This is a genomic window from Crassaminicella profunda, from assembly GCF_019884785.1.
Taxonomy (GTDB): Bacteria; Bacillota; Clostridia; order Peptostreptococcales; family Thermotaleaceae; genus Crassaminicella; species Crassaminicella profunda.
This window is the reverse complement of the sequence record NZ_CP082326.1, coordinates 2,444,249-2,465,404: the sequence shown is the minus strand read 5'-3', so window position 1 is coordinate 2,465,404 and position 21,156 is coordinate 2,444,249. Positions and strand designations below refer to the sequence as shown.

Genomic DNA, 21,156 nt, shown 5'->3' with positions numbered 1-21,156 from the left:
GATAAGAAATCAAGAGATATCCCTTAACTTTAAGAGGTATCTCTTTTTTTACTTCATTGAACAACAATGGTCGGTTATTAAATTAAGGCAGGTGTCAAAATGAATAAAACACTGGCACCATGCTTATTATTGTTAATGAATCTATGTTTGACATTAGGAGGGATTCGTACTACATCTCCTTCGTTCAATTCGTAAATTTTACCATTAAGTTCAACACTAACATCACCATGCATTATTACTGCTAGTTCCTCTTTCTCGGTATGTGAGTAATGTGATTCTGTCGTACTGGAGTTTCCGTTAATATCCATCATTAATACTTCAATGTGTGCTTTCATAAAATCAGGAGTGAGGATATCATATACAATGTGCTCAGGATTTTCTCTATAGACTTTTTTTCTATCTTTTTTTCTTGAGATTAATGTATCCGTATTTATATCATTTATAAATAAAGTATACAAAGGAACGTTTAATGCTTTGCTGATGAGTTCTAATACACTTAAAGAAGGGTTGGCTTGATTTCTTTCAATTTGGCTGATTAGAGAGGTGCTTATACCAGAATAATCTGAAAATTGCCTTATAGTCATATTAGCTTTCTTTCTATAGCTCATTACAGTTTGACCTAAATAGTAAGTGTTCATTTCATTCTCCTCTTGTTTAGAATAATATGTATTTTTACTGTTTTGTTGTAACCTTGTGTACATTGTTGAAATACTTTTTAATATCGTTTAAACTATAGTTGTACAATATATTGTATCGTGTTTATTATAATTAATAAAGGGGATTCTTATGAATAAATCAAAATTTAATATAATCATATTGCTGATTGGTGTATTTTTTTTATCAACATCTGCAATATTTGTCAAAGTATTAGATGCTTCTGCAGCTGTCATTGCTTTTTATAGGCTATTTTTCTCTGGCTTGATGATGTTACCAGTAGTTTTATTAAATAAGAGGTTGAGAAATGAGTTGATTTCCCTTACCACGAAACAGTATTTTCTGGGTTGTATTTCAGGTCTCTTATTAGCGAGTCACTACGTGCTCTGGTTTGAATCTTTGAACTATACATCCGTAGCAAGTTCAACTGTGATTGTAACGCTTCAGCCTATTTTTGCTGTACTCACTGGTTATCTCTTCTTGAAGGAGCGAGTCAATCATATAGGGATTATGGGTATAGTTCTTTCAATTTTTGGCAGTGGCTTTATTGGGTGGCAAGATTTTCAAAGTAACACATTAGTCTTGTATGGTGATTTTTTAGCCCTTTTAGCATCTATGCTAATAACGGGATACTTTTTTGTTGGTCAATCGTTACGTAGGCACATAAGCGCTGTAGGGTATTCTTTACTTGGATATTTTAGTAGCGCGATGATTTTATTTGCTTATGGAATCTTGCAACAGACAACATTTACTGGGTACACCAGAGAAACATGGGCTCTATTCTTATGTATGGCGATATTTTCAACTATATTTGGTCAAATGCTCATCAACTGGGTATTAAAATGGTTGAATACAACAACTGTATCTGTTGTGATGTTAACAGAAGTTATTTGGGCAACGTTATTGTCAATACTGATACTTAATGAACGAATTACTAATAAACAAATCGGAGGAATTATCATAATAATTGTAGGACTGCTTATTTATTCCTATAGAGAAAAAATTGAATTACGAGTGGAAAAACGGTCTTGCAAAGGCAAATAAAATTTTGAATGAGGAGGTAGGTATGAATGAACAAAATTAACATGAAAGAAAAACTGAGATTAATTGATAATTATTGGGAACCAAAGATTATTGGTGAAGCAAATGATTCATATGTAAAATTAGCAAAATTCAAAGACGAATTTGTTTGGCATGTTCATGAAAACGAAGATGAAATGTTTTATGTCATTAAAGGAACGCTTACTATTAAGTTTCGAGGGAAGGATGTCGTATTAAATGAGCATGAGTTCATTATTATACCAAAAGGCGTCGAACATATGCCATTTGCAAAAGAAGAGGTTCATGTGATGCTCATTGAAGCCAAATCAACTTTAAATACAGGTAACATAGAAAACGAGAAAACAGTGAAAGATTTAGAAACTATATAGAAATGTGCTGGTGAATTAGCCATGGCAGAAAAAGCTATTTTTCTTGCAACTGAAGGAGGAACTTTTGAAGATTCTTTTGAATTTAAAAGATTTTGTTGCAGATGAATATAATATGTAGCCTCAGTAAAAAGATAGTATATAACAAATTAGATATTCAGTTTTGCTTTGAAAAAATGAATAGTAACAAATAACCCTTACTTGACTTAATTTGATTAGTCAAATAAGGGTTATTGTATTTTTTCAGTGTATTCCTTAGGCATTAAGTGGCCCTTATGGTAAAATAGATAGATGTTTTTTTTTAGTGTTTATACAATCTATTATTATGCATTATCTTAGATTGCTTTTTTATCTTTAGCAATTTTATTTTTTTCCCATGTTTGATAGTTGTTAAGTAAACGCAGGGATCTTTTAATTGTTTTATCTTGTATTTTTGAGTTATCTTTAAGAATTCTTGACATATGCACTAATTGAATTTCTAAATATTTAGGATTGTTAAGTTTACTAGATGTAGACGTCGTATTCGATTTGTGTTTTGATGCTGATAGAGACTCCTTAAACATTAGTAACAGAAAACTATTTTTCTTTTGTTTGGGGATTTGTTTTGCCGTTTCATAAACCTGATTGAATAATTTCTCTAGATTTCGTTTTTTATAATGATAAAATGTGATAGTTACACCAATTCCTAAACTTAGTATTCCACCAACAGTAACTGCACTCGTAATATCCATTAAGTTCACTCCTTTAGAAAAGATACTATCTATTTTACCATAAATTGTTTACAAATACACTATCTATGGATAGTTTAGTTTACAAAAGTATGACAAGGGGAGGTAGTTTACATTATAGGTAATATCGATACGTAAAATTAATGTTTTTATGTATTAGTAGCATCTTTCTATCAAAAAATACGAGGTAACAGTTGTGAGAATGGAGAAGAATTGGTTAAGACAATGATTACACACAATCACCATGAATTATAGGATAATAGCTTTTAAAATTTTATAAGAGGTTAAACTAAAATAGTTAAAAAAATTATGATTTGAAAGGAGGGTTTTGATGGAAATTATACCATATGTATTTGATGCTTTTATGAAGCCATTTGAAAAAAGAGCGTTGAACAAACGAAGACAAAAGTTAATGAAAAAAGTAAGTGGACAAGTACTTGAAGTTGGAGCAGGAACCGGAGTGAATTTTGGTTATTATGATTCAGATAAGTTGGAGAGTTTAAGTGTTGTTGATTTGAAATTTAATAAGATTATAAAAAAGCATAGTTTTAATGAAATTATTTCAGTGAATTATATTGAAGGAGATGTACAACGCTTACCATTTGATGATCATACGTTTGACGCTGTAGTTGCAACTTTGATTTTTTGTTCAGTTGATAATGTTAGGTTGGCTTTAGAAGAGATATACAGGGTGTTAAAACCAGGAGGAAAAATATATTTTATTGAACATGTTTTACCAGAAAAAGTAGGGTATAGAAATATTGTAAATACTTTGAACAGCACATGGAAAAGAATAGGTAAATGCAATGTAAATAGGGAAACACTCAATAATATTAAAGAAGCTAATTTTAAAATCATAGATATTGAAAGATTTGGTAAGGCTTTTTTTATATTTATTGCAGGTGTTGGAATAAAAGAATGAATTGAAGAGAAAATTATTATGATTGAATTTGAAGTATTATATTCATAGATTTTTATACACAAAAAAATAGATATAGCGTTGAACGTGGAAACATAATAAAATACATAAAGCTAACAATAATTGTAATAGAAATATGAAAGAAAGAGATGATTAAATGATAAAATCAAATTTTAAGGAGTATCCATTAAGTAGTGAATTATTAAAAGCTATTAATATGTTAAATTTTAAAAATCCTACAAAAGTTCAACAACAGGTTATCCCCGTTGTATTAGAGCAAAAGGATATTATAGTAAAGTCCCAAACCGGAAGCGGAAAGACTGGCGCATTTGCCATTCCTATTTGTGAATTAGTAGATTGGGATGAAAATAAACCGCAAGCATTGGTGATGACACCAACAAGGGAACTGGCGATTCAGGTGAAAGAAGATATTTTTAATATTGGAAGGTTTAAAAGAATTAAAGTATCTGCAATTTACGGTAAGTCTCCTTTTTATATTCAAGAGAAGGAATTGAAACAAAAGACTCATGTGGTGGTGGGTACACCGGGTCGTATTATAGATCACATGGAAAGAGGGACATTTGATACATCAAATATAAAATACCTTGTAATAGATGAAGCTGATGAAATGCTTAATATGGGATTTATAGAGGAAATAGAGACAATAATAAGTAGTTTACCAAAAGAACGGGTGACCATGTTATTGTCAGCCACAATGCCAAAAGACATAGCGGCTTTATGCAATAGATACATGAAAGAGCCTAGTTTTATTGAAATAGAAGATCAAAATTCAACAGTAGACAAGATAGTTCAAGAAAGATATAGTGTAGATCAAAGAGAGAAAATAAAAATTTTAAAAGATATTACGATAGTAGAAAATCCAGATAGTTGTATGATATTTTGCAATACAAGACAAATGGTGGAAGAGGTTTATGAGGAACTGGCAAATTTGAAGTATACTTGTGAGAAGATTCATGGTGGAATGGAACAACGTGATCGGTTAAGAGTAATGAATGATTTTAGGCAAGGTTATTTCAGATATCTAGTAGCTACAGATGTTGCAGCTCGAGGAATAGATATAGATGACATTTCACTTGTAATCAATTATGATATACCACAAGAGAGTGAAAGTTATGTGCATAGGATTGGAAGAACTGGACGTGTAAGCAGGACGGGGCGAGCAATTACTTTTGTAACACAAAAAGAAAGTAAATTTTTAAAGGAGATACATGACTATATTGGAAAAGAGATTCCTTTAAAAGAAAGACCCAGTCAAGAAACTGTGGAAAATTGCAAACAGGAATTTATTGAAAAAATAAATACGAGACCTAAAATTAAAGAAACTAAGGGCGCCCAATTAAGCAAGGAAATTATGAAATTACATATCAATGCAGGAAAGAAAACAAAAATGAGACCTGTAGATATTGTAGGTACACTTTGTAATATTGAAGGGATGACAGCGGAAGATATAGGAATCATCAATGTGATGGATATATCTACTTTTGTAGAAATATTAAATAATAAAGGGGAGTTGGTTTTTCAGGCGTTACAAAACACACCTATTAAAGGAAGACTTCGAAAGGTAAGTAAAGAGATAGGACGAGGGGACAGGTAAGTTGTCCCTTCAGATGCAATAGAAGTTATAATGTAGATTTTTGCATAATGTTTATAAAAAGATGAGCCGAAAAAGTATTAGGTAGGATTATGTCATAAGTAGAAAAAGGAGGCTATAAATATGAATGGAAACAAACGAGAGAATATAAAAATAGGTGCAAAGGTGAATGTGGTACAAAAACAAGATCAACGTTCTGGAAAATTAACAGAAGGTGTGGTCCAAAAGCTTCTTACCAAGTCACCGAATCATCCTCATGGAATAAAAGTAATGCTTGAGAGTGGCATTGTTGGAAGAGTTAAGGAAATATTGAAATAAAGAGAAGAGATGGAGAACTAAGAACTAAGGGAAAGAACTAAGAATAGAACTAAGGGACGGTTAACTAAGAATAAGAATATAGCTAGCAACGAATACTATTCCTAAATAAATAAAAAGGAGTAGTATTTTTATGCCTAGATTAGCAAGAGAAAAAAGTGAAAGAAGCATTTTTCATATAATGATAAGAAGTATAAGTGAAATAGACTTATTCAAAAAAGATGAAGACAAACAAAAATATTTTGAATTAATAAAGAAATACAAACAAAAATATCAATTCAAACTATATGCCTATTGTCTAATGACAAATCATGGACATCTAATGATAGATGTAAATGGTGCAGATATATCAAGAATTATGCATAGTATCAACTTTTGCTATGCCCAATATTACAACAGAAAGTACAAAAGGCATGGACATGTTTTTCAAGATAGATTTAAAAGCAAGATGGTTAATGATGAGAATTATTTGATTACTTTATCAGCTTACATACACAACAACACAAAAGATTTACCTATGTACAAGGATCATATTGAAGAATATGAATTTTCTAGCTTGAAAGAATATATGCATCAAAGTAATACTTTTGGAATATTAGATGGATTATTTTTGATAGATTTAATGAATTTAAAAAGTAGAAAAAATAGAGATGATTATTTGAATTTAGTAAAAAAATGTGACAATGAAAAGAATGAATTAGATATAGAATTTGAAAATGTAGAATATGAATATAGAAGTGAGCGAAGAATTATTTCAAGAGATTACAAACCATCTAAGGTGATAGAATTTGTGGCAGCATACCTAAAGGAGGAAAAAGAAGGAGTAAGAATAAAATATAGTAGAAAGTACAGTAAGTTAAGAGCGATAAGTTGTTTTTTTATGAGTTGTTTTTGTAATATCAATCAAAAAAATATATGTCATATATTAGGGAATATTACACAAACAAATGTATCGAGATTATGTAGGGTTGGAATGGAGATGGTATTTAAAGATAAAATGATATTAGAAAGATTTTTAGCGTAGTGTAAGAAAATTGAACAGTTGACTTAAGGGGTTAATTGTTATGCCTAAAATAGAAATTGTAGAATAGAAATTCTTTACTATTATTAGTGGGTGAGGAATTTTTTTTATACATATAATAGAATAGAGAATAATAAAATGATTTAACTGTCCCACAGAGGCAGAGTGGCGGTTAATAATAAAATGAAGTATAAAAGACCAAGATAGTACTTGGTCTTTTATAGAGGCGTAAATGTAAATGATGGCTGATTTTATTATTGATATGGTTTGGTAAAAAATTATTATGTATATGGAATTGGGAAAAATCCCAATTCCTTTGCTGAATTAGCATCTTCTATAGCCACCATAACAATTACAGAAGATAACTACTAATAGCAAGAAGAAAAATAACAATTCATCGCCACATCCACCACAGAAACCACCACATAGTCCATCAGCCATAAAAGTACACCCCCTTTACTTATTTATGTAAATTTTATGTTTTATTAATTTACTTCTTTATCTTTTCCTAATATAAAGTATGCTAGATACAGGACATGTGTTACACATTAAGTATGGTTTGTTTTGATAATTTTATACAAGAGGTATTTGAAAATCTTTCATTTCTCTTAGCAATTCTTTTTCCAAAGTGATTATAAAAAAACACATTTCTAGTTGGAATGCTATGATTAATTCTTTTCAGATAAAAGAAAATGTTCCCATTTAATAATAGATTTATTTATGAGTCCTAAGCTAATTCCTATTTATATATGCGCTCTATCTGACGAATAGGATTCATTTAATGACGCAAGTCATTTTTTTGATTAAATGAATGACTTGAGTATATAAGTCAGTGACTCTCCATATATGGAAAATAACTCCTGATTTTAATAGGATAAAAGTAACAAATTATAAGGAGGTTTTGAATATGAAAAAAGCACACGAGATGGATTTTAGATTTTATGATGATATGAAGTTTGCGGAAATTGAGTGGGAATTGCTGATTTATTCGGGAGGGATTAAGAAGTGAAAGATACTAATAAATGGATATGCGTTCTAGCGTATATAATATTTTTTATACCTATGGTAGTTGACGGAAACAATGAGGAATATAAATTTCATACGAATCAAGGAATAAATCTTTTTATATTTGCAGTTGCAATCAGTATTATAGGTTCTTTTGTACCCGTTATTGGTTGGTTTATTATACTTCCTATTGGTGAGATTTTCTGTCTTGTATTAGCAATCATGGGTATGGTGAATGCCTATAACGAAAGAATGAAGGAAATTCCAATCATAGGAAAATATAGATTAATTAAATAAGGAAATTGTATAGGGAGGTTATTAGTTATGAAAATAAGGAATAAAGTATTTTTAGTTATGATATATGTTTTGATGGTAAGTTTAGTCTTAGTAGGCTGTGGGAATGCAAGTGAAAAAATGGATGAAGCAATTAATCCACCTGCTGAAAATGCAGAAACTGAACAAAGTAATAATGATATAGAAAATACAAGTACCAATAATACAAATAGTGGATTAGAAGCTAGAGCAGATAAGGAAGGGATATCCGTTAATGAAATGGAAAAAACGATTGACGAATTAACGATTATGACTGCTGAAAAGTATGGTTCTACAAAAGAAGAATATATTGAGATGTTAAAAAAAGATGGGAAAACACCTTTTGATGAATTTGCAGTAGCTGCTGATTATATGGAGATTACTATAAAAGAATACTATGAGTATGAAAAAGCTAATGCGTCTAAGCTTACAGATGAACAAAAAGAAACAATGGCAGGCATGAATAATGCTGCAAAAGAACTCGAGAATATAGACATGGAAGCTTTTCAAAATCAAGGTAAGGAAATTATGAACCAAATGCAAGCTATGCAGGGCAATAGTGGTGATAAGGTGGTTACAGGTGATATAAAAGAGCTTGGTAAATATGAAGTATCTGAAGTTTCAAAGGAAAACAGTGAAGAGGGAGTCTATGAAGTAGCATATACATCCCTTGCTAAGTGTGATGATATTGTTGCTTATTTTAAAGATATGTTAGAAGGAACACCTAATTATACTATTGTCACTTATCCAGGGGTTGAGGGTGCATCTATTACAGGAACAATAAATGGTAAAGATGTAGGTGTAGTAATAGATAATGAAGATGGGGATGAAATAACAAAGGTTGAATATGGCTATTTTGAATAAGAAATATTTTAAGACTATATAGGGAGGGTATTATGAAAAAAACGAGTTCAATTTTTATATTGAGTTTTATATTGATTATAAGTATGAGTATAATTGGTTTTACTGAAGGGGAAAGTGGAGATTTACTATCGGCAGGACATGGAAGTACCTATGTTATAAAAGATGATGGTTCCCTTTGGGGCTGGGGAAATATGTACAATGGTAGTGGTAATGGATATAGAAAACCACAAGTAACTCCAGTGAAAATATTAGATAATGCTAAAAGTGTATCTGCTAATAGTTTTTCTGGTGTAGCTGTTAAGAATGATGATACATTATGGGGGTGGGGGTGTTTTGATGGATACCCTACTGGTGAAAAACAAGACCCTAAATTCTTAACTCCAGTAAAAATAATGGAGGATGTAAAGATAGCAGCCAATGGGAAAGATTATATTATGGTAGTTAAAAATGATCATTCCCTTTGGTTATGTGGAGCAATGTATATTGGTGATGGAACAAATACCCAAGCCGATGGAAGTGAGGGTTTTGTAAAAATACTAGATGATGTAAAATCAGTGCATGCAGGAAAAGATACTGTATTTGTAATAAAACAAGATAATAGTTTATGGGGATGGGGAGATAATTCTCATGCACAGCTTGGTAATGGCACTGACAAAGGAGATACAAATACAAATGCTGAGCTTTCTATGACTAAAATTCTTGATAATGTTAGTTTTGTAACTTCAAGTGATAGAAATGTATTAGCTGTACGTCTTGATAATAGTCTTTATGGATGGGGAAAAAGTGGTATTTACACAGAAAATGGTTGGATGAAAAGCGCAGATTTACCACAAAAAATAATGGATCATGTGAAAACATGTGCAATAGATGGAGATAATGCATTTATTGTAAAAACAGATAATACTCTATGGGGATGGGGATATAGCTATACAGGAGCAAGTGTTAATAAAAAAGTACCTTATAAATATGAAGACAATGTAGTAAATGTTTCAATTGGAGAAAGACATGCAGCAGTAATAAAAACTGACAATACATTGTGGACTATGGGAGGAAACTATAGATATGGATTAGGTTATAATTCAGATGAAACTTGGTATACTCCTCTTACGAAAATTCTTGATAATATTCAAGATGCACAAATAAACTTAGAGACTAAAGAAGTTGAAGATGATGGTAAAGATGAAGTTAGTACAGAAAAAATAAAACCAGAGTCTCCTACTATGGATCATCCTAAAACGGATTATACTGATTTTAAAGAAATAAAGAAAAGAATCAGTGAAATCGTGCCAGCGAAGGATGAACTCACTGTAAAAATAAAAGGTAAAACCAAGACAGAAGAATACGAAAAGGATTTAGACTATACAGTTTATTTCAAAGGAAAAAATGTGAGAATAGAAACAAACTGGGGAATTAATGGGCGTAGTACGTCAATCTATAATGAAAAAGAAAATGCAACTTATACCTATCTTACAGATGTGCCCATGTATGCTGAATATTTAGAAGGAAATTATCTTCCTATAAGAAGATTAGATTTAGCTTATTTAGATGGATTAGAAATAGATACAGATAATGAGTATTTCCATGCAGAAATAAAAGATAATGAGTTTTTCATAGAAACATCATCAAAAAATGGAGTAAAAGCTAAGCTGTGGTATTCTCTTATGTATTGTATACCAAATACCTTACATGAGGAATGGATGGATGAGGATGGCAAAGTAACGGAAACAATAGATTGGTGGACAGAAGAAATTGATGATCATACACCTATTGATGATAGTCTATTCCACATTCCTGAAAGTGCTGGAGAATTAAATTAGGAGGAAGATATGAAGAAAATATATTTTTTAATAACCATATTTATATGTATGTTAGGATTGACAATTACTACCTATGGAATAAAAACAACTACAGGAGGATTAGAGTATGAAGTGATATCAGAGCTTAATGGTGATTGTGTAAAGATAACAGGTTATACGGGCACCGGTGGAAATTTAACCATACCTGAAGTGGTTTACGGAAAACCTGTAAAATATATTGGAGATGAGGCTTTTAAATCTTTTGGAACGGACAATAAAGATAATATCACTTCAATTACAATACCTAATTCAGTGGCAAGAATTGGTGAAGATGCTTTTCAAAGCTGCGATGGCCTTGTAACTGTAAATATAGAAAATGGTATAAATGATGGTGGAAAATACAAGGGTCTTAGCTATATAGATGAAGGTGCTTTTAGTGATTGTGATCATTTAAGGAATATTAATTTTCCTAATGAAGTAGAGATTGATGGTGTGAAACATGGATTAAAGGTCATAAGAGAAGCTGCTTTTTTAGGATGTGATCAACTTGATAATGTATCATTACCGAATACGATTAATAGAATAGAAAAAGATATCTTTTATAATTGCAAAAACCTCAAAAATATTACATTACCTAATAATAACTCTATAGATACTATTACCGATAGTATGTTTAGGAATTGCACGAGCCTAAATAGTATCTCTTTTCCAGATAATATAAAATATATATGGATAAATGCTTTCGAAGGGTGTACGTTCCTTGATAATGTAAATTTTAATAAGGTTGAAATTATTGAAAGTGAAGCCTTTAAAGATTGTTCATCCCTTGGAAGTAGTGGTTTAAGCATTACTTCATCCGTAAAATCTATTGGACTAAGTGCTTTTAGAAATTGTGATGGTATCACGTCCATAATATTTAATAATGGAGCTACTATTCACACAATAAAAGAATCTGCTTTTAAGGATTGTGACAATCTGGTTAATTTTACACTTTCAAGGATTGTGACTACTCTTGGGGAAGGAGCATTTGAAAGCTGTGATAATTTAAAAACAGCTGATATTTCCCTTCCTTCTGGACTGAATACTATAGAAGAAAAAATATTTAAAGATTGCAAGAAATTAGAAAGTGTCAAATTAAATGATCATATAACTACTATTAAAGCACATGCTTTTTTAAGATGTAGTTCTTTACCAGCTGTGGATTTACCCAACAATTTAGCTAGTATTGAAGCAGGAGCGTTCAAGGATTGTTCAAAAATTAATAATATCAGTATCCCATCAGGTGTAACCACAATAGGATATAATGTATTTTATAATTGTACTTCCCTTGATACATTAACATTTGAAGGAAATGTTACAGAAATAGGATCAAATGCCTTTTCTAAAACAGGTTTTAATAATATTAATTCACTCCTTACAAAGGTTACTACAATGGGAAATTATGCCTTTGGTGATTGTAATAATTTAACTACCGTTACAATACCAGATAATGTCATGACTATGGGAGATTATGTCTTTAACCATTGTGATCATCTATCTCAGGTTATATTTATGGGGGATGATACGACTATAGGAAAACAAATATTTAGATATTGTCCAGAACTATCCAATGTAAAATTACCAAGCAATCTAACAACAATTAGGGAAACGTTATTTATAAATTGTGAAAAACTTAGTGATATTGTTATTCCAAGTAGTGTTATAAGTATAGAAGAAGAGGCCTTTGCAAATTGTAAGGGTTTAACAAGTATTACACTACCGGATGGATTAAAAACTATAGGTGATTTTGCTTTTAACGGTTGTGAAAATATAGAAGAAATATCACTTCCAAGGAGCGTAGAAAATATTGGGAAAAGTACTTTTAGAAATATGACAAAGCTTAAAAAAATTACTGTACTAAATGAATCTATGACTTTTCATGACAATGCTATAGAAAGCTGTCATGTGGATTTAGCTATACATGGCTACGCTAATTCTACTGCACAGACTTATGCAGATAAAGATAGTAATGCGAATGATGCTACTGATTTAATTGATTTTGTAGATTTATCAGCTACACCTACTAATACAGCGCCAATAGTAGCGAATGAGATTCCTGATCAAAAGGCGAATATGGGTGAGCTGTATAGCTATCAATTTCCAGAGAATACTTTTACAGATAGTGATGGAAATCCATTAACTTATACAGTCAATACTACACCAGCAGGAATAACTTTTGATAGTGATACAAGAAGTTTTAGTGGGACTCCTACTACTGAAGGAACGGTGAGCGTAACAATAACAGCAAATGATGGTAAGGGTGGCAGCGTTACTGATACATTTAATTTTGTAGTAGTAAAGTCTACTCCAGCTACGCCAAGTGTACCTACCCTTAGTAGTAAAACTCATAATAGTATTACGTTAATTACTAAAGTGGGAAATGAATATTCTATAGATAAGGGTAATACATGGCAAGATAGCAATGTTTTCACCCACCTTAGCCCTTCAACAAATTACACATTTATCCAAAGAGTAAAAGAAACAGAAGCGTCTCTTGCATCTTTGGCGAGTGATCCATTAACTGTAACAACCAATAAACAATCGTCAAGTGGTAACTCAGGATCAGGAAGTAGTAGTTCAGGAAGTGGTGGCTCTGGTGGTGGCGGCTCGTCATCAAGTGAAAGTAGCAAATCTTCACTTGAAAAAGCTATTGATAAAGTTCTGAAGAATGATGAAGGAACAAAGGAAGTTATATATGAAGTAAAGACAGATAAGAACGGTAAAGCCCAAATTGAGCTTTCAGATAATTTTATAGGTAAAAAGGTAGATTTCACAGCTAAAACGGATGATGTAAATGTAACGCTTAATGGGGAGATGTTTAAAAATCATAAAAGAAATGTAGCCCTTGAAATAAAGCCCCAAAATTTAGAAGGATCAAAACTATCAAAGGAAGCTAAAAAACAGATAGGAGATCATCCAATCTATGATATAACCCTAAAGATTGATGATAAGAAAGTAGATTGGTCATCTGATACGAATATTAAGATAAAATTTAAGGTTAAAAAAGAAAATAATGATCATTACAAATTGGTTGCAGTTTACATTGATGATAAGGGGAATGTAGAGATTTTAAAAGATAGTTTCTTTGATGGTGAAACCATTAAATTTACAACGAAGCATTTGAGTAAATATAGTGTTATGTATGTAGATAAAAGCTTTGAAGATGTAATGAATCATTGGAGCAAAGAAGCTGTTGAAGCTTTAGCAATAAGAAATATAACTAAAGGAACTAGTAAAACTACATTTTCACCAGAAAAGACTATCACAAGAGCAGAATTTGTGACACTAATCACTTCATATTTTGACTTAGAGAGTAATGTTACTACAAGCTATGTAGATGTGAAGGATGATATGTGGTATACAAAATCAGTTGCTACTTCAAAAAAGTTAGGATTGTTACCAGCTATATATGGCAATGAGTTTAAGCCAACTGAATCAATTACTCGTGAAGAGATGTTATTTATCCTTCATAAAGCATTGGTACGAACAGAAAAAAGTGATGATTTATCAGACAAAGGTATGAGTATAAGTGCATTTACTGATAAAGATACTATATCGGATTATGCAGTAAAAGGAGCAGAGTACTTAATATCGAGAGATATTATTCATGGATATGATAAAAAGATCAATCCTACTGGTAAATCAACAAGAGCAGAGGTGGCTCAGATATTATATAACCTAATAAAAATGTTAAATGAATAATAAACAATAGAGTTTAGGGTTGATAAGAGGACGTACTTTTTAGTATGTTCTCTTATTTTTATTTGTGAGGAAATTATAAAGTTTAAAATTTGCCACATGAGAATTTTTTATGAGATTGATGGTATTGTAAAGTAATCTATTGGATATGCATAGAAACTACTAGTACAGTTACTTTAAAATGATTTAAGAATATCGTATAATAGAAGAAAATACAAAGTTTTATTTTGTTGGAGGAGCAATTTATGAATGATGGCAGGTATTATACAGCACATCAATTTTTAAATATTATAGCTTTAACTATGCTGATTATATTTGTTGTAATAAGTATCATGCTATGTTTATATAAAGGTTCAGGAAATAAAGGAATAAAAAATATAATATTTGTATATATAGGTTTGGCAGTTGCAATGATTACAAGATTTATAGAAGAAGTGATTGTATCGCAGAGTACTGCATACGTTATGAGATATGTTTCTAGTATAGTATTTGTAGTAGTTAATTATATGTTAATTTATTTTTTGATAAAATATGTCTTAAAGGAATTTTATAAGCATAATAAAATACTAATGAAAATTTTAAAGAATATGATTTATGTTGTATTGTGTGCGGGTTTGACAATAGGTGCTTTGAATAAAAAACTTATAATAAATAGTTATTCTTTTTTTTATATGAGATTTGGATTTGTATATAAGCATATGATTATTGTATGCTTACTACTCATACTTTTCATCAATACTTTCCTATTTTTCTTGAGTCCTAATAGAGATATGAAAAGGTTTAAATTCAATAATAGATTTTTTGCTACTATTCAAATTTCTTTATGGGGGATACCACTAATTATTTATAGTATATCTATAGTGACCAATCAGTTTGATTTTTATATTGCTGAACTTATCATGTATTTATTCCTTTCAATCAATTTAAGTGTAGTGAGTAATTATTTTATGCCTTATCGAGTTACTACACCGATTTTTTCAAATGTTAAAGATTTGGTTCTTGATTATGTATTCATTATTGATACAAATGGTAAAATTATGTATAGAAATAAAAGAGTAGAGGAAAGTAAAATTTTTAAAGATATAGGAATTGTTCATGAGGAAAAGATAGAAGAGATTTTTTCAAAAGAGGTTATTAAAAGAAATGATTACAATAAGCTATTGATAGAGTATATAGATCAAACGAATAAATATTTATCTTATAATGAAAAAGAGATCAAAAATAAAGGAGCTGTTGTTGGTAAAATAATAACATTTATTGATAGAACTGCTCTTATAAAAATGCTAGACAAATTAAAAGAACAGCAAATAGAGACAGAAAAAACCTATAGAGAGCTTTCTCATTATTCAAAAATTGTTTATGATCTTGAAAAGGAAAAGGAAATCAATGCACTTCTTGAGGAAATTGCTAGTACTAGAGAAAAATCTATGGAAAAGTTAAAAGAAAATATAGAAAATCTCATTGAGAATAGTGATGATGATCCTTTTATAGTAGATATAGAAAAAATAATTCAAGAGGCTAAAAAGGATTTGTTTGATGTAAGGCAGGCAGTTTCAGCGTATATGAGTTATTATGGAGGGCAAAATGATTAAAATAATAATAGCAGATGATCAGGTATTACTAAGAAAATCTTTAGGACAAATTATTAGCACAGATGAAGAGATTATTGTAGCAGATATGGTGGGTTCTGGTAAAGAGGCGATAGCGTCTTGTGAAAAAAACAAACCAGATATTGTTTTGATGGATATAGAAATGCCTCAAATGGATGGCATTTCAGCACTTAAAATAATCAAAGAAAAATATCCAGAGATTAAGGTGATTATACTGACTACCTTTGATAATGCAGAAAATATAGTAGAATCGTTTTTGAGTGAAGCAGATGGATATATTGTCAAGGATATTGATTGTGAAGAGCTGATTACAACTATTAAATGTGTAAACTATGGACTTACTGTTGTACATAAGAGTGTTAAAAAAATTATGGTAAATAAGTTTAAGAAAATGAGCAATAGCAAGAAAACTTATACGGATTTATTATCTTTAGAAGAAATTGACATGATTCGATTGATTGTTGCAGGAAAAAGTAATAAAGAAATAGGGAAAGCTTTTGGCTATACGGAAGGGACGGTCAAAAATAAGGTGAGTAGAATCTATGAAAAATTAAAAATAAAAGATAGATTGCAGCTTGCAGTTTATGCAGTGGAAAATGGCATAGAATAAGGAGTTTTTATGGATCTTATATTAAAACAAGAAATAGCTACTATTTGTATAGTGCATATAATAGCTATTATTATTTCCATAATAGCCTTTGTAATTCTTTATATGAAGGCAAATAGAGACCATGCCCTTAAATCATTTTTAGTCCTTCAAATAAGTATGATTGCTTGGATGGTATTTAAGATATTTAAAACCGTATCTCATACAGAAATGATTAGATGGAGCTTTATTGTAGCTTATTATGCTTGTACCTGTATTTTAGAGGTAGCTTTTTTAGAATTTGGCTATGCCTATTATAAGGGGAAGCCATTACCTAAGAAAATAAGATTTTTCATATACATACTCCCTATTGTACAGTTTTTATTTGTCCTTACGAATCCATATCACTATTTGTTTTATAAGACCTATGATTTTTGGGGTGATAGCTTTGGTATATTATTTTATATACATACAGCACTTGAATATCTATTTATATTAGTAGGTACATATTTTTGTTCAAAAGTGTTTAAAGAGCATTTTAAAAATAAAAATGTTTTTTATAAATATTTGGTAGTATCAGCCATTGTTGTGCCACTTATTTTAAATTTTTTATATATTACAAAGGTGATACACAGCGTCATTTTTTCTTTAGGAATCTTTGTGATTTTTGATATAACACCTATTGTATTTACATGGGCGAGCTTAATTTTTGTATATGCCACATTTAAACATGATTTTTTCAGTTTATCACCAATCATGAGGCATGAAATAGTCCATAAGCTTGATACGCCAATAGGCATATTAAATTCGGCTTTTGAGGTATCTTATATTAACGAAAGATTAGAAACCATGATTAGTGAGGAGATAGAAAATTTTGCAAAAGAGGTCTTTAGTGAGGATATAAAAAAAGAACTAAGAAAAAAGGATGAAATTCAAAAAGAAATAGTTTTTAATAATTTAATTCTTATTATAACAATAAAAGTAATAAAATCTATTAAAGAAACACAATATGCACTCATTATAAGGGATATATCGCCATACAAAAGTATAGAAACAAAAATTATAAATAAGCAAAATGATTTGAATGTTGCCAATAAAAAATTAGAGGATACGATTAAAGTACTTAAAGAAACTTCAAAGGCTGGCGCTAGAAATTATGTAGCAAGGGAGTTACATGATATTATAGGACATTCTCTTGTAGTAACGATTAAACTGCTAGAAGTGGCAAAGCTTTATTTTAATAAAGATAAAAAATTAAGTATAGAAGCCCTTAATAATGCAACATTATCTATAGATACAGGAATAAAGGATATGAACGCTATATCTACAAAGGAGAGTCTAAATAATACTTACACAGGAGAGTTATTAAAGAAAGATCTTACAAAAATGATGAATCATGTAAAAAAAGTAGGTGTTAAGACAAACCTTCATTTTAAAGGAACACTATATATAATTGATGAAAAGGTATTTGACATCATAAAAAAAGTTTGTACAGAGCTTGTTACAAACTCCCTAAAACACTCACAGGCAAGTGAGGTGTTTATATCAGTAAATATAAAAAAAACATCTATAGATGTTTTATTCGTTGACAATGGTATAGGAAGTGAGCAGCTTGTAAAGGGAAATGGACTTACCGGGATTGAAGATAGATTAAAACTTGTGGGAGGAGAAGTACAATTCAATACTTCTAAAGGGGAAGGATTTATGAGTAAAATAGTTATAAAGGAAAGGTAAGTATAGATAAGGAAATAAAAAGTCATGTTGCTATATTTCAGTAATGAGGATAATATATGAGTATAGGGATAGGAAAATAAAGGAAAAATTTAAAAGGGGGACAATAATGGTTGTTAGAGTATTAACGGAAGAAACTTTCGAAAGTGAAGTTGCTTTAGTTAAGGTCTAAAATGGGGGATAAGGGGGGATGGAAATATGAATAGTATAAAAAAGCAATTGCCTAAAATGATTGTATTATTATGCATTGCTGTTGTTGTTATTTTCCAATTTGGTATAAGCAAAGAAAAGAAGATAGATTTTTTGTTTAGAGGGTTTAACCATGCATCAGATGGACCAGGAGCTAGCGTTATGGTGATAAAAGATGGAGAGATTTTAGTTAAGAAAGGGTATGGATTAGCAGATATAAAAAGAAAAATACCTGCTGATGAACATACAAATTACAGGATTGCATCTATGACAAAACAATTTACAGCTATGTGCGTGATGATGTTAAAAGAAAGAGGGCTTTTGACATATGATACAAAACTAATAGATATATTCCCAGATTTTCCTGATTACGGAAAGGATATTACAGTAAAAAATTTACTCCAACATACATCTGGTTTGATAGATTTTTATGATTTTATTCCAGAAAATCAAAAAGAACAATTAAAGGATCAGGATGTATTTAATATGTATAAGGCTGAAAATAGATTAAAGTGCAAACCAGGAACAAAATATGAATATGTTGATGGAAATTATGTGATTCTATCAAGGGTTGTTGAGAAAATTTCTGAAATGAGGTTTGCTGAGTTTTTAGAGAAAAATATTTTTAAACCTTTGGAGATGAATAATACAGTAGCCTATGAAAAGGGAATATCAACAGTAAAAAATAGGGCATATGGAACAACAAAGAGGGATGGGAAATTTATTGAGACAGATCAAAACCTCACAAGTGCTACCCTTGGAGATGGAGGGATATATACATCGTTAATGGATTATTATAAATGGGATCAAGCACTTTATACAGAAAAATTGGTTAGCTTTGAAACGTTAAATGAAGCTTTTTCGAATGGTGTGAGTGATTCAGGAACAGGTGATTTTTATGGCTTTGGATGGGGTTATTTTATTAGTAGAGGCAAAAAAATTTTGTGCCATACTGGAGGAACTATTGGTTTTTCAACAGTGGTAACCCGTATTCCAAGTGAAAAATTAACTGTAGTAATTTTTACGAATTATAATAATTTAGATATATGGAGGAAATATTTAAAGCCTACTGTAAGATTATATAGTAACGCTATATAGAAAAAATCTATGAAAGCATTGAGGGAAAGCTGTCGATGCTTTTTTTTGTTTTGTTTTCTAAAATCTAAAATGTTGAAGATAGATTGGAAAACGGCTAAAAAAATATTGTCAACCTAATTGATGAATATGTTGACAATAAGGCTGATATGTAATATTCTCATAATAGATAAGAAATTTATAAATAAATTAGTGAATTTAGTTAACAGAAAAGGCGAATGTAGTTTATAGAATTAAAAAAATTAATGAGAGAACATAATAATCTAGAAATATATAGAAAATTTAACCTATGAATTAGTAGAACAAAAAGGAAAGGGTGATTGTATGATTTGGTATCCTTATGAACAGATGAAAACCATGAAAACACCTTACAAAGTAAAGAAGGCTAAAGGGGTATATATATATACAGAAGACAAAAAGTTAATTGATTCTGTATCTTCCTGGTGGAGTGCAATACATGGCTATAGCAACAAAGAGATCAATGAAGCGGCAATAGAACAAATAAACAATTTTTCTCATGTTATGTTAGGAGGACTTAATCATAATCCTGTGTTAGAATTAGCAGAAAAGTTAAAAGAAATTCTTCCTGGAGATTTAAATCATGTATTTTTTTCAGATTCTGGAAGCGTTGCGGTAGAAGTATCTTTAAAGATGGCTATTCAGTACTATAACAATAAAGGCTTGACCAAGAAAAAAGAAATTATCGCTTTAAAGGAAGCCTATCATGGAGATACATTTAAAGCTATGGCAGTTGGAGATGATGCAGATTATCATAAGGCATTTCCAGAAAAAGAAGGTATTTATCATATTTCTCCTAAAATAAAAGAACTAGAGGAAATTCTAGAAAAAAGACATGACACAATAGCAGTCCTTATTGTAGAACCCCTTTTACAAGGGGCAGCTGGCATGAAAATGTATGATATTCAATTTTTAGAAGAAGCAAGAAAGCTTTGTGACAAATATGATATTATATTTATTTTTGATGAAGTAGCAACAGGTTTTGGAAGAACAGGGAATATGTTTGTAAGTGAATTAGTTATTCCAGATATTATCGTTCTTGGAAAAGCTCTTACAGGTGGATATGTAGGACATGCAGCAACTGTAGCTAACAAAAAGATATATGAAGGCTTTTATTCAAACGATCCATCTAAAGCACTTATGCATGGACCTACCTTTATGGGAAATGCCCTTTGCTGCAAGATTGCTCTTAAAAGTATAGAAATTTTTTTAAGAGATGATTATATGGATAAGATTAAAAAGATTGAAAGAATTTTGGTAGATTCCCTAAAGGATTTAAAATCTGAAAAAATAAAAGATATTAGAGTCATGGGGGCATGTGCTTGTATAGAGGTTTATGATGCAAAAGATTTACAGGGATTTAGTCAATTTGCTTATAATAATGGCGTTTGGAATAGGACATTTTTAAATTTTATGTATACAATGCCTCCTTATATTATTGAGGAAGAAGAACTTTTGAAAATTGTAGAGGTATTTAAAAAATGGTTTACTAGAGAAGAAATAGATAGATAGCAAGTCTTTTTTAGGATGTTATAT

Annotated in this window: 17 protein-coding genes; 15 read left to right on the top strand and 2 right to left on the bottom strand. The window is 30.4% G+C overall.

Annotation, left to right across the window (positions count from 1 at the left end; all coding sequences use genetic code 11):
- Positions 1–77: 77 nt before the first annotated feature.
- Positions 78–638 (bottom strand): helix-turn-helix domain-containing protein, encoded by a 561-nt coding sequence (locus K7H06_RS11695; RefSeq protein WP_223036230.1) that lies wholly within the window; start codon positions 636–638, stop codon positions 78–80.
- Positions 639–786: 148 nt separating this feature from the next.
- Between K7H06_RS11695 and K7H06_RS11690 the strand changes: the two genes are divergently transcribed.
- Both K7H06_RS11690 and K7H06_RS11685 read left to right on the top strand, forming a co-directional pair.
- Positions 787–1,698 (top strand): DMT family transporter, encoded by a 912-nt coding sequence (locus K7H06_RS11690; protein ID WP_223036229.1) that lies wholly within the window; start codon positions 787–789, stop codon positions 1,696–1,698.
- Positions 1,699–1,724: 26 nt separating this feature from the next.
- Positions 1,725–2,084, top strand: coding sequence for a cupin domain-containing protein (locus K7H06_RS11685; RefSeq protein WP_223036228.1), 360 nt, complete (start codon positions 1,725–1,727; stop codon positions 2,082–2,084).
- Positions 2,085–2,416: 332 nt separating this feature from the next.
- Here K7H06_RS11685 and K7H06_RS11680 read toward each other — a convergent pair whose 3' ends face one another.
- The gene (locus K7H06_RS11680; protein WP_223036227.1) at positions 2,417–2,812 is read right to left on the bottom strand and encodes a hypothetical protein; all 396 of its coding nucleotides are present in this window, start codon (positions 2,810–2,812) and stop codon (positions 2,417–2,419) included.
- 328 nt (positions 2,813–3,140) lie between these two features.
- Between K7H06_RS11680 and K7H06_RS11675 the strand changes: the two genes are divergently transcribed.
- From K7H06_RS11675 to bioA, 13 genes are all read left to right on the top strand, one after another.
- A complete protein-coding gene (locus K7H06_RS11675) occupies positions 3,141–3,731 on the top strand; it encodes a class I SAM-dependent methyltransferase (protein WP_223036226.1) in 591 nt (196 codons plus the stop codon).
- 154 nt (positions 3,732–3,885) lie between these two features.
- Positions 3,886–5,343: a DEAD/DEAH box helicase gene (locus K7H06_RS11670; RefSeq protein ID WP_223036225.1), complete on the top strand. Its 1,458-nt coding sequence runs from the start codon at positions 3,886–3,888 to the stop codon at positions 5,341–5,343.
- Between the two features lie 120 nt (positions 5,344–5,463).
- Complete coding sequence (locus K7H06_RS11665) at positions 5,464–5,658, top strand: YwbE family protein (protein ID WP_223036224.1); 195 nt, start codon at positions 5,464–5,466, stop codon at positions 5,656–5,658.
- Positions 5,659–5,788: 130 nt separating this feature from the next.
- Positions 5,789–6,679 carry a transposase gene (locus tag K7H06_RS11660; RefSeq protein WP_223036223.1) on the top strand — a complete coding sequence of 297 codons (891 nt, stop codon included), beginning with the start codon at positions 5,789–5,791 and terminating at the stop codon, positions 6,677–6,679.
- A gap of 1,002 nt (positions 6,680–7,681) precedes the next feature.
- Entirely contained in the window at positions 7,682–7,978 is a 297-nt protein-coding gene (locus tag K7H06_RS11655; RefSeq protein WP_223036222.1) for a magnetosome magnetite crystal formation protein family, read from the top strand.
- A gap of 27 nt (positions 7,979–8,005) precedes the next feature.
- Positions 8,006–8,857, top strand: coding sequence for a hypothetical protein (locus K7H06_RS11650; RefSeq protein ID WP_223036221.1), 852 nt, complete (start codon positions 8,006–8,008; stop codon positions 8,855–8,857).
- A gap of 32 nt (positions 8,858–8,889) precedes the next feature.
- The gene (locus tag K7H06_RS11645) at positions 8,890–10,674 is read left to right on the top strand and encodes an RCC1 domain-containing protein (protein ID WP_223036220.1); all 1,785 of its coding nucleotides are present in this window, start codon (positions 8,890–8,892) and stop codon (positions 10,672–10,674) included.
- Positions 10,675–10,683: 9 nt separating this feature from the next.
- Complete coding sequence (locus tag K7H06_RS11640; protein ID WP_223036219.1) at positions 10,684–14,394, top strand: leucine-rich repeat protein; 3,711 nt, start codon at positions 10,684–10,686, stop codon at positions 14,392–14,394.
- A 242-nt stretch (positions 14,395–14,636) separates the two neighbouring features.
- The gene (locus tag K7H06_RS11635; RefSeq protein ID WP_223036218.1) at positions 14,637–15,983 is read left to right on the top strand and encodes a hypothetical protein; all 1,347 of its coding nucleotides are present in this window, start codon (positions 14,637–14,639) and stop codon (positions 15,981–15,983) included.
- Positions 15,976–16,611, top strand: a complete 636-nt coding sequence (locus K7H06_RS11630) for a response regulator (protein ID WP_223036217.1) — start codon at positions 15,976–15,978, stop codon at positions 16,609–16,611. The genes K7H06_RS11635 and K7H06_RS11630 overlap by 8 nt, the downstream gene beginning before the upstream one ends.
- A 9-nt stretch (positions 16,612–16,620) precedes the next feature.
- Positions 16,621–18,321 carry a sensor histidine kinase gene (locus tag K7H06_RS11625; RefSeq protein ID WP_223036216.1) on the top strand — a complete coding sequence of 567 codons (1,701 nt, stop codon included), beginning with the start codon at positions 16,621–16,623 and terminating at the stop codon, positions 18,319–18,321.
- 195 nt (positions 18,322–18,516) lie between these two features.
- Positions 18,517–19,605 carry a serine hydrolase domain-containing protein gene (locus tag K7H06_RS11620; RefSeq protein ID WP_223036215.1) on the top strand — a complete coding sequence of 363 codons (1,089 nt, stop codon included), beginning with the start codon at positions 18,517–18,519 and terminating at the stop codon, positions 19,603–19,605.
- A 321-nt stretch (positions 19,606–19,926) separates the two neighbouring features.
- Complete coding sequence (gene bioA, locus K7H06_RS11615; protein ID WP_223036214.1) at positions 19,927–21,132, top strand: adenosylmethionine--8-amino-7-oxononanoate transaminase; 1,206 nt, start codon at positions 19,927–19,929, stop codon at positions 21,130–21,132.
- Positions 21,133–21,156: the final 24 nt, after the last annotated feature.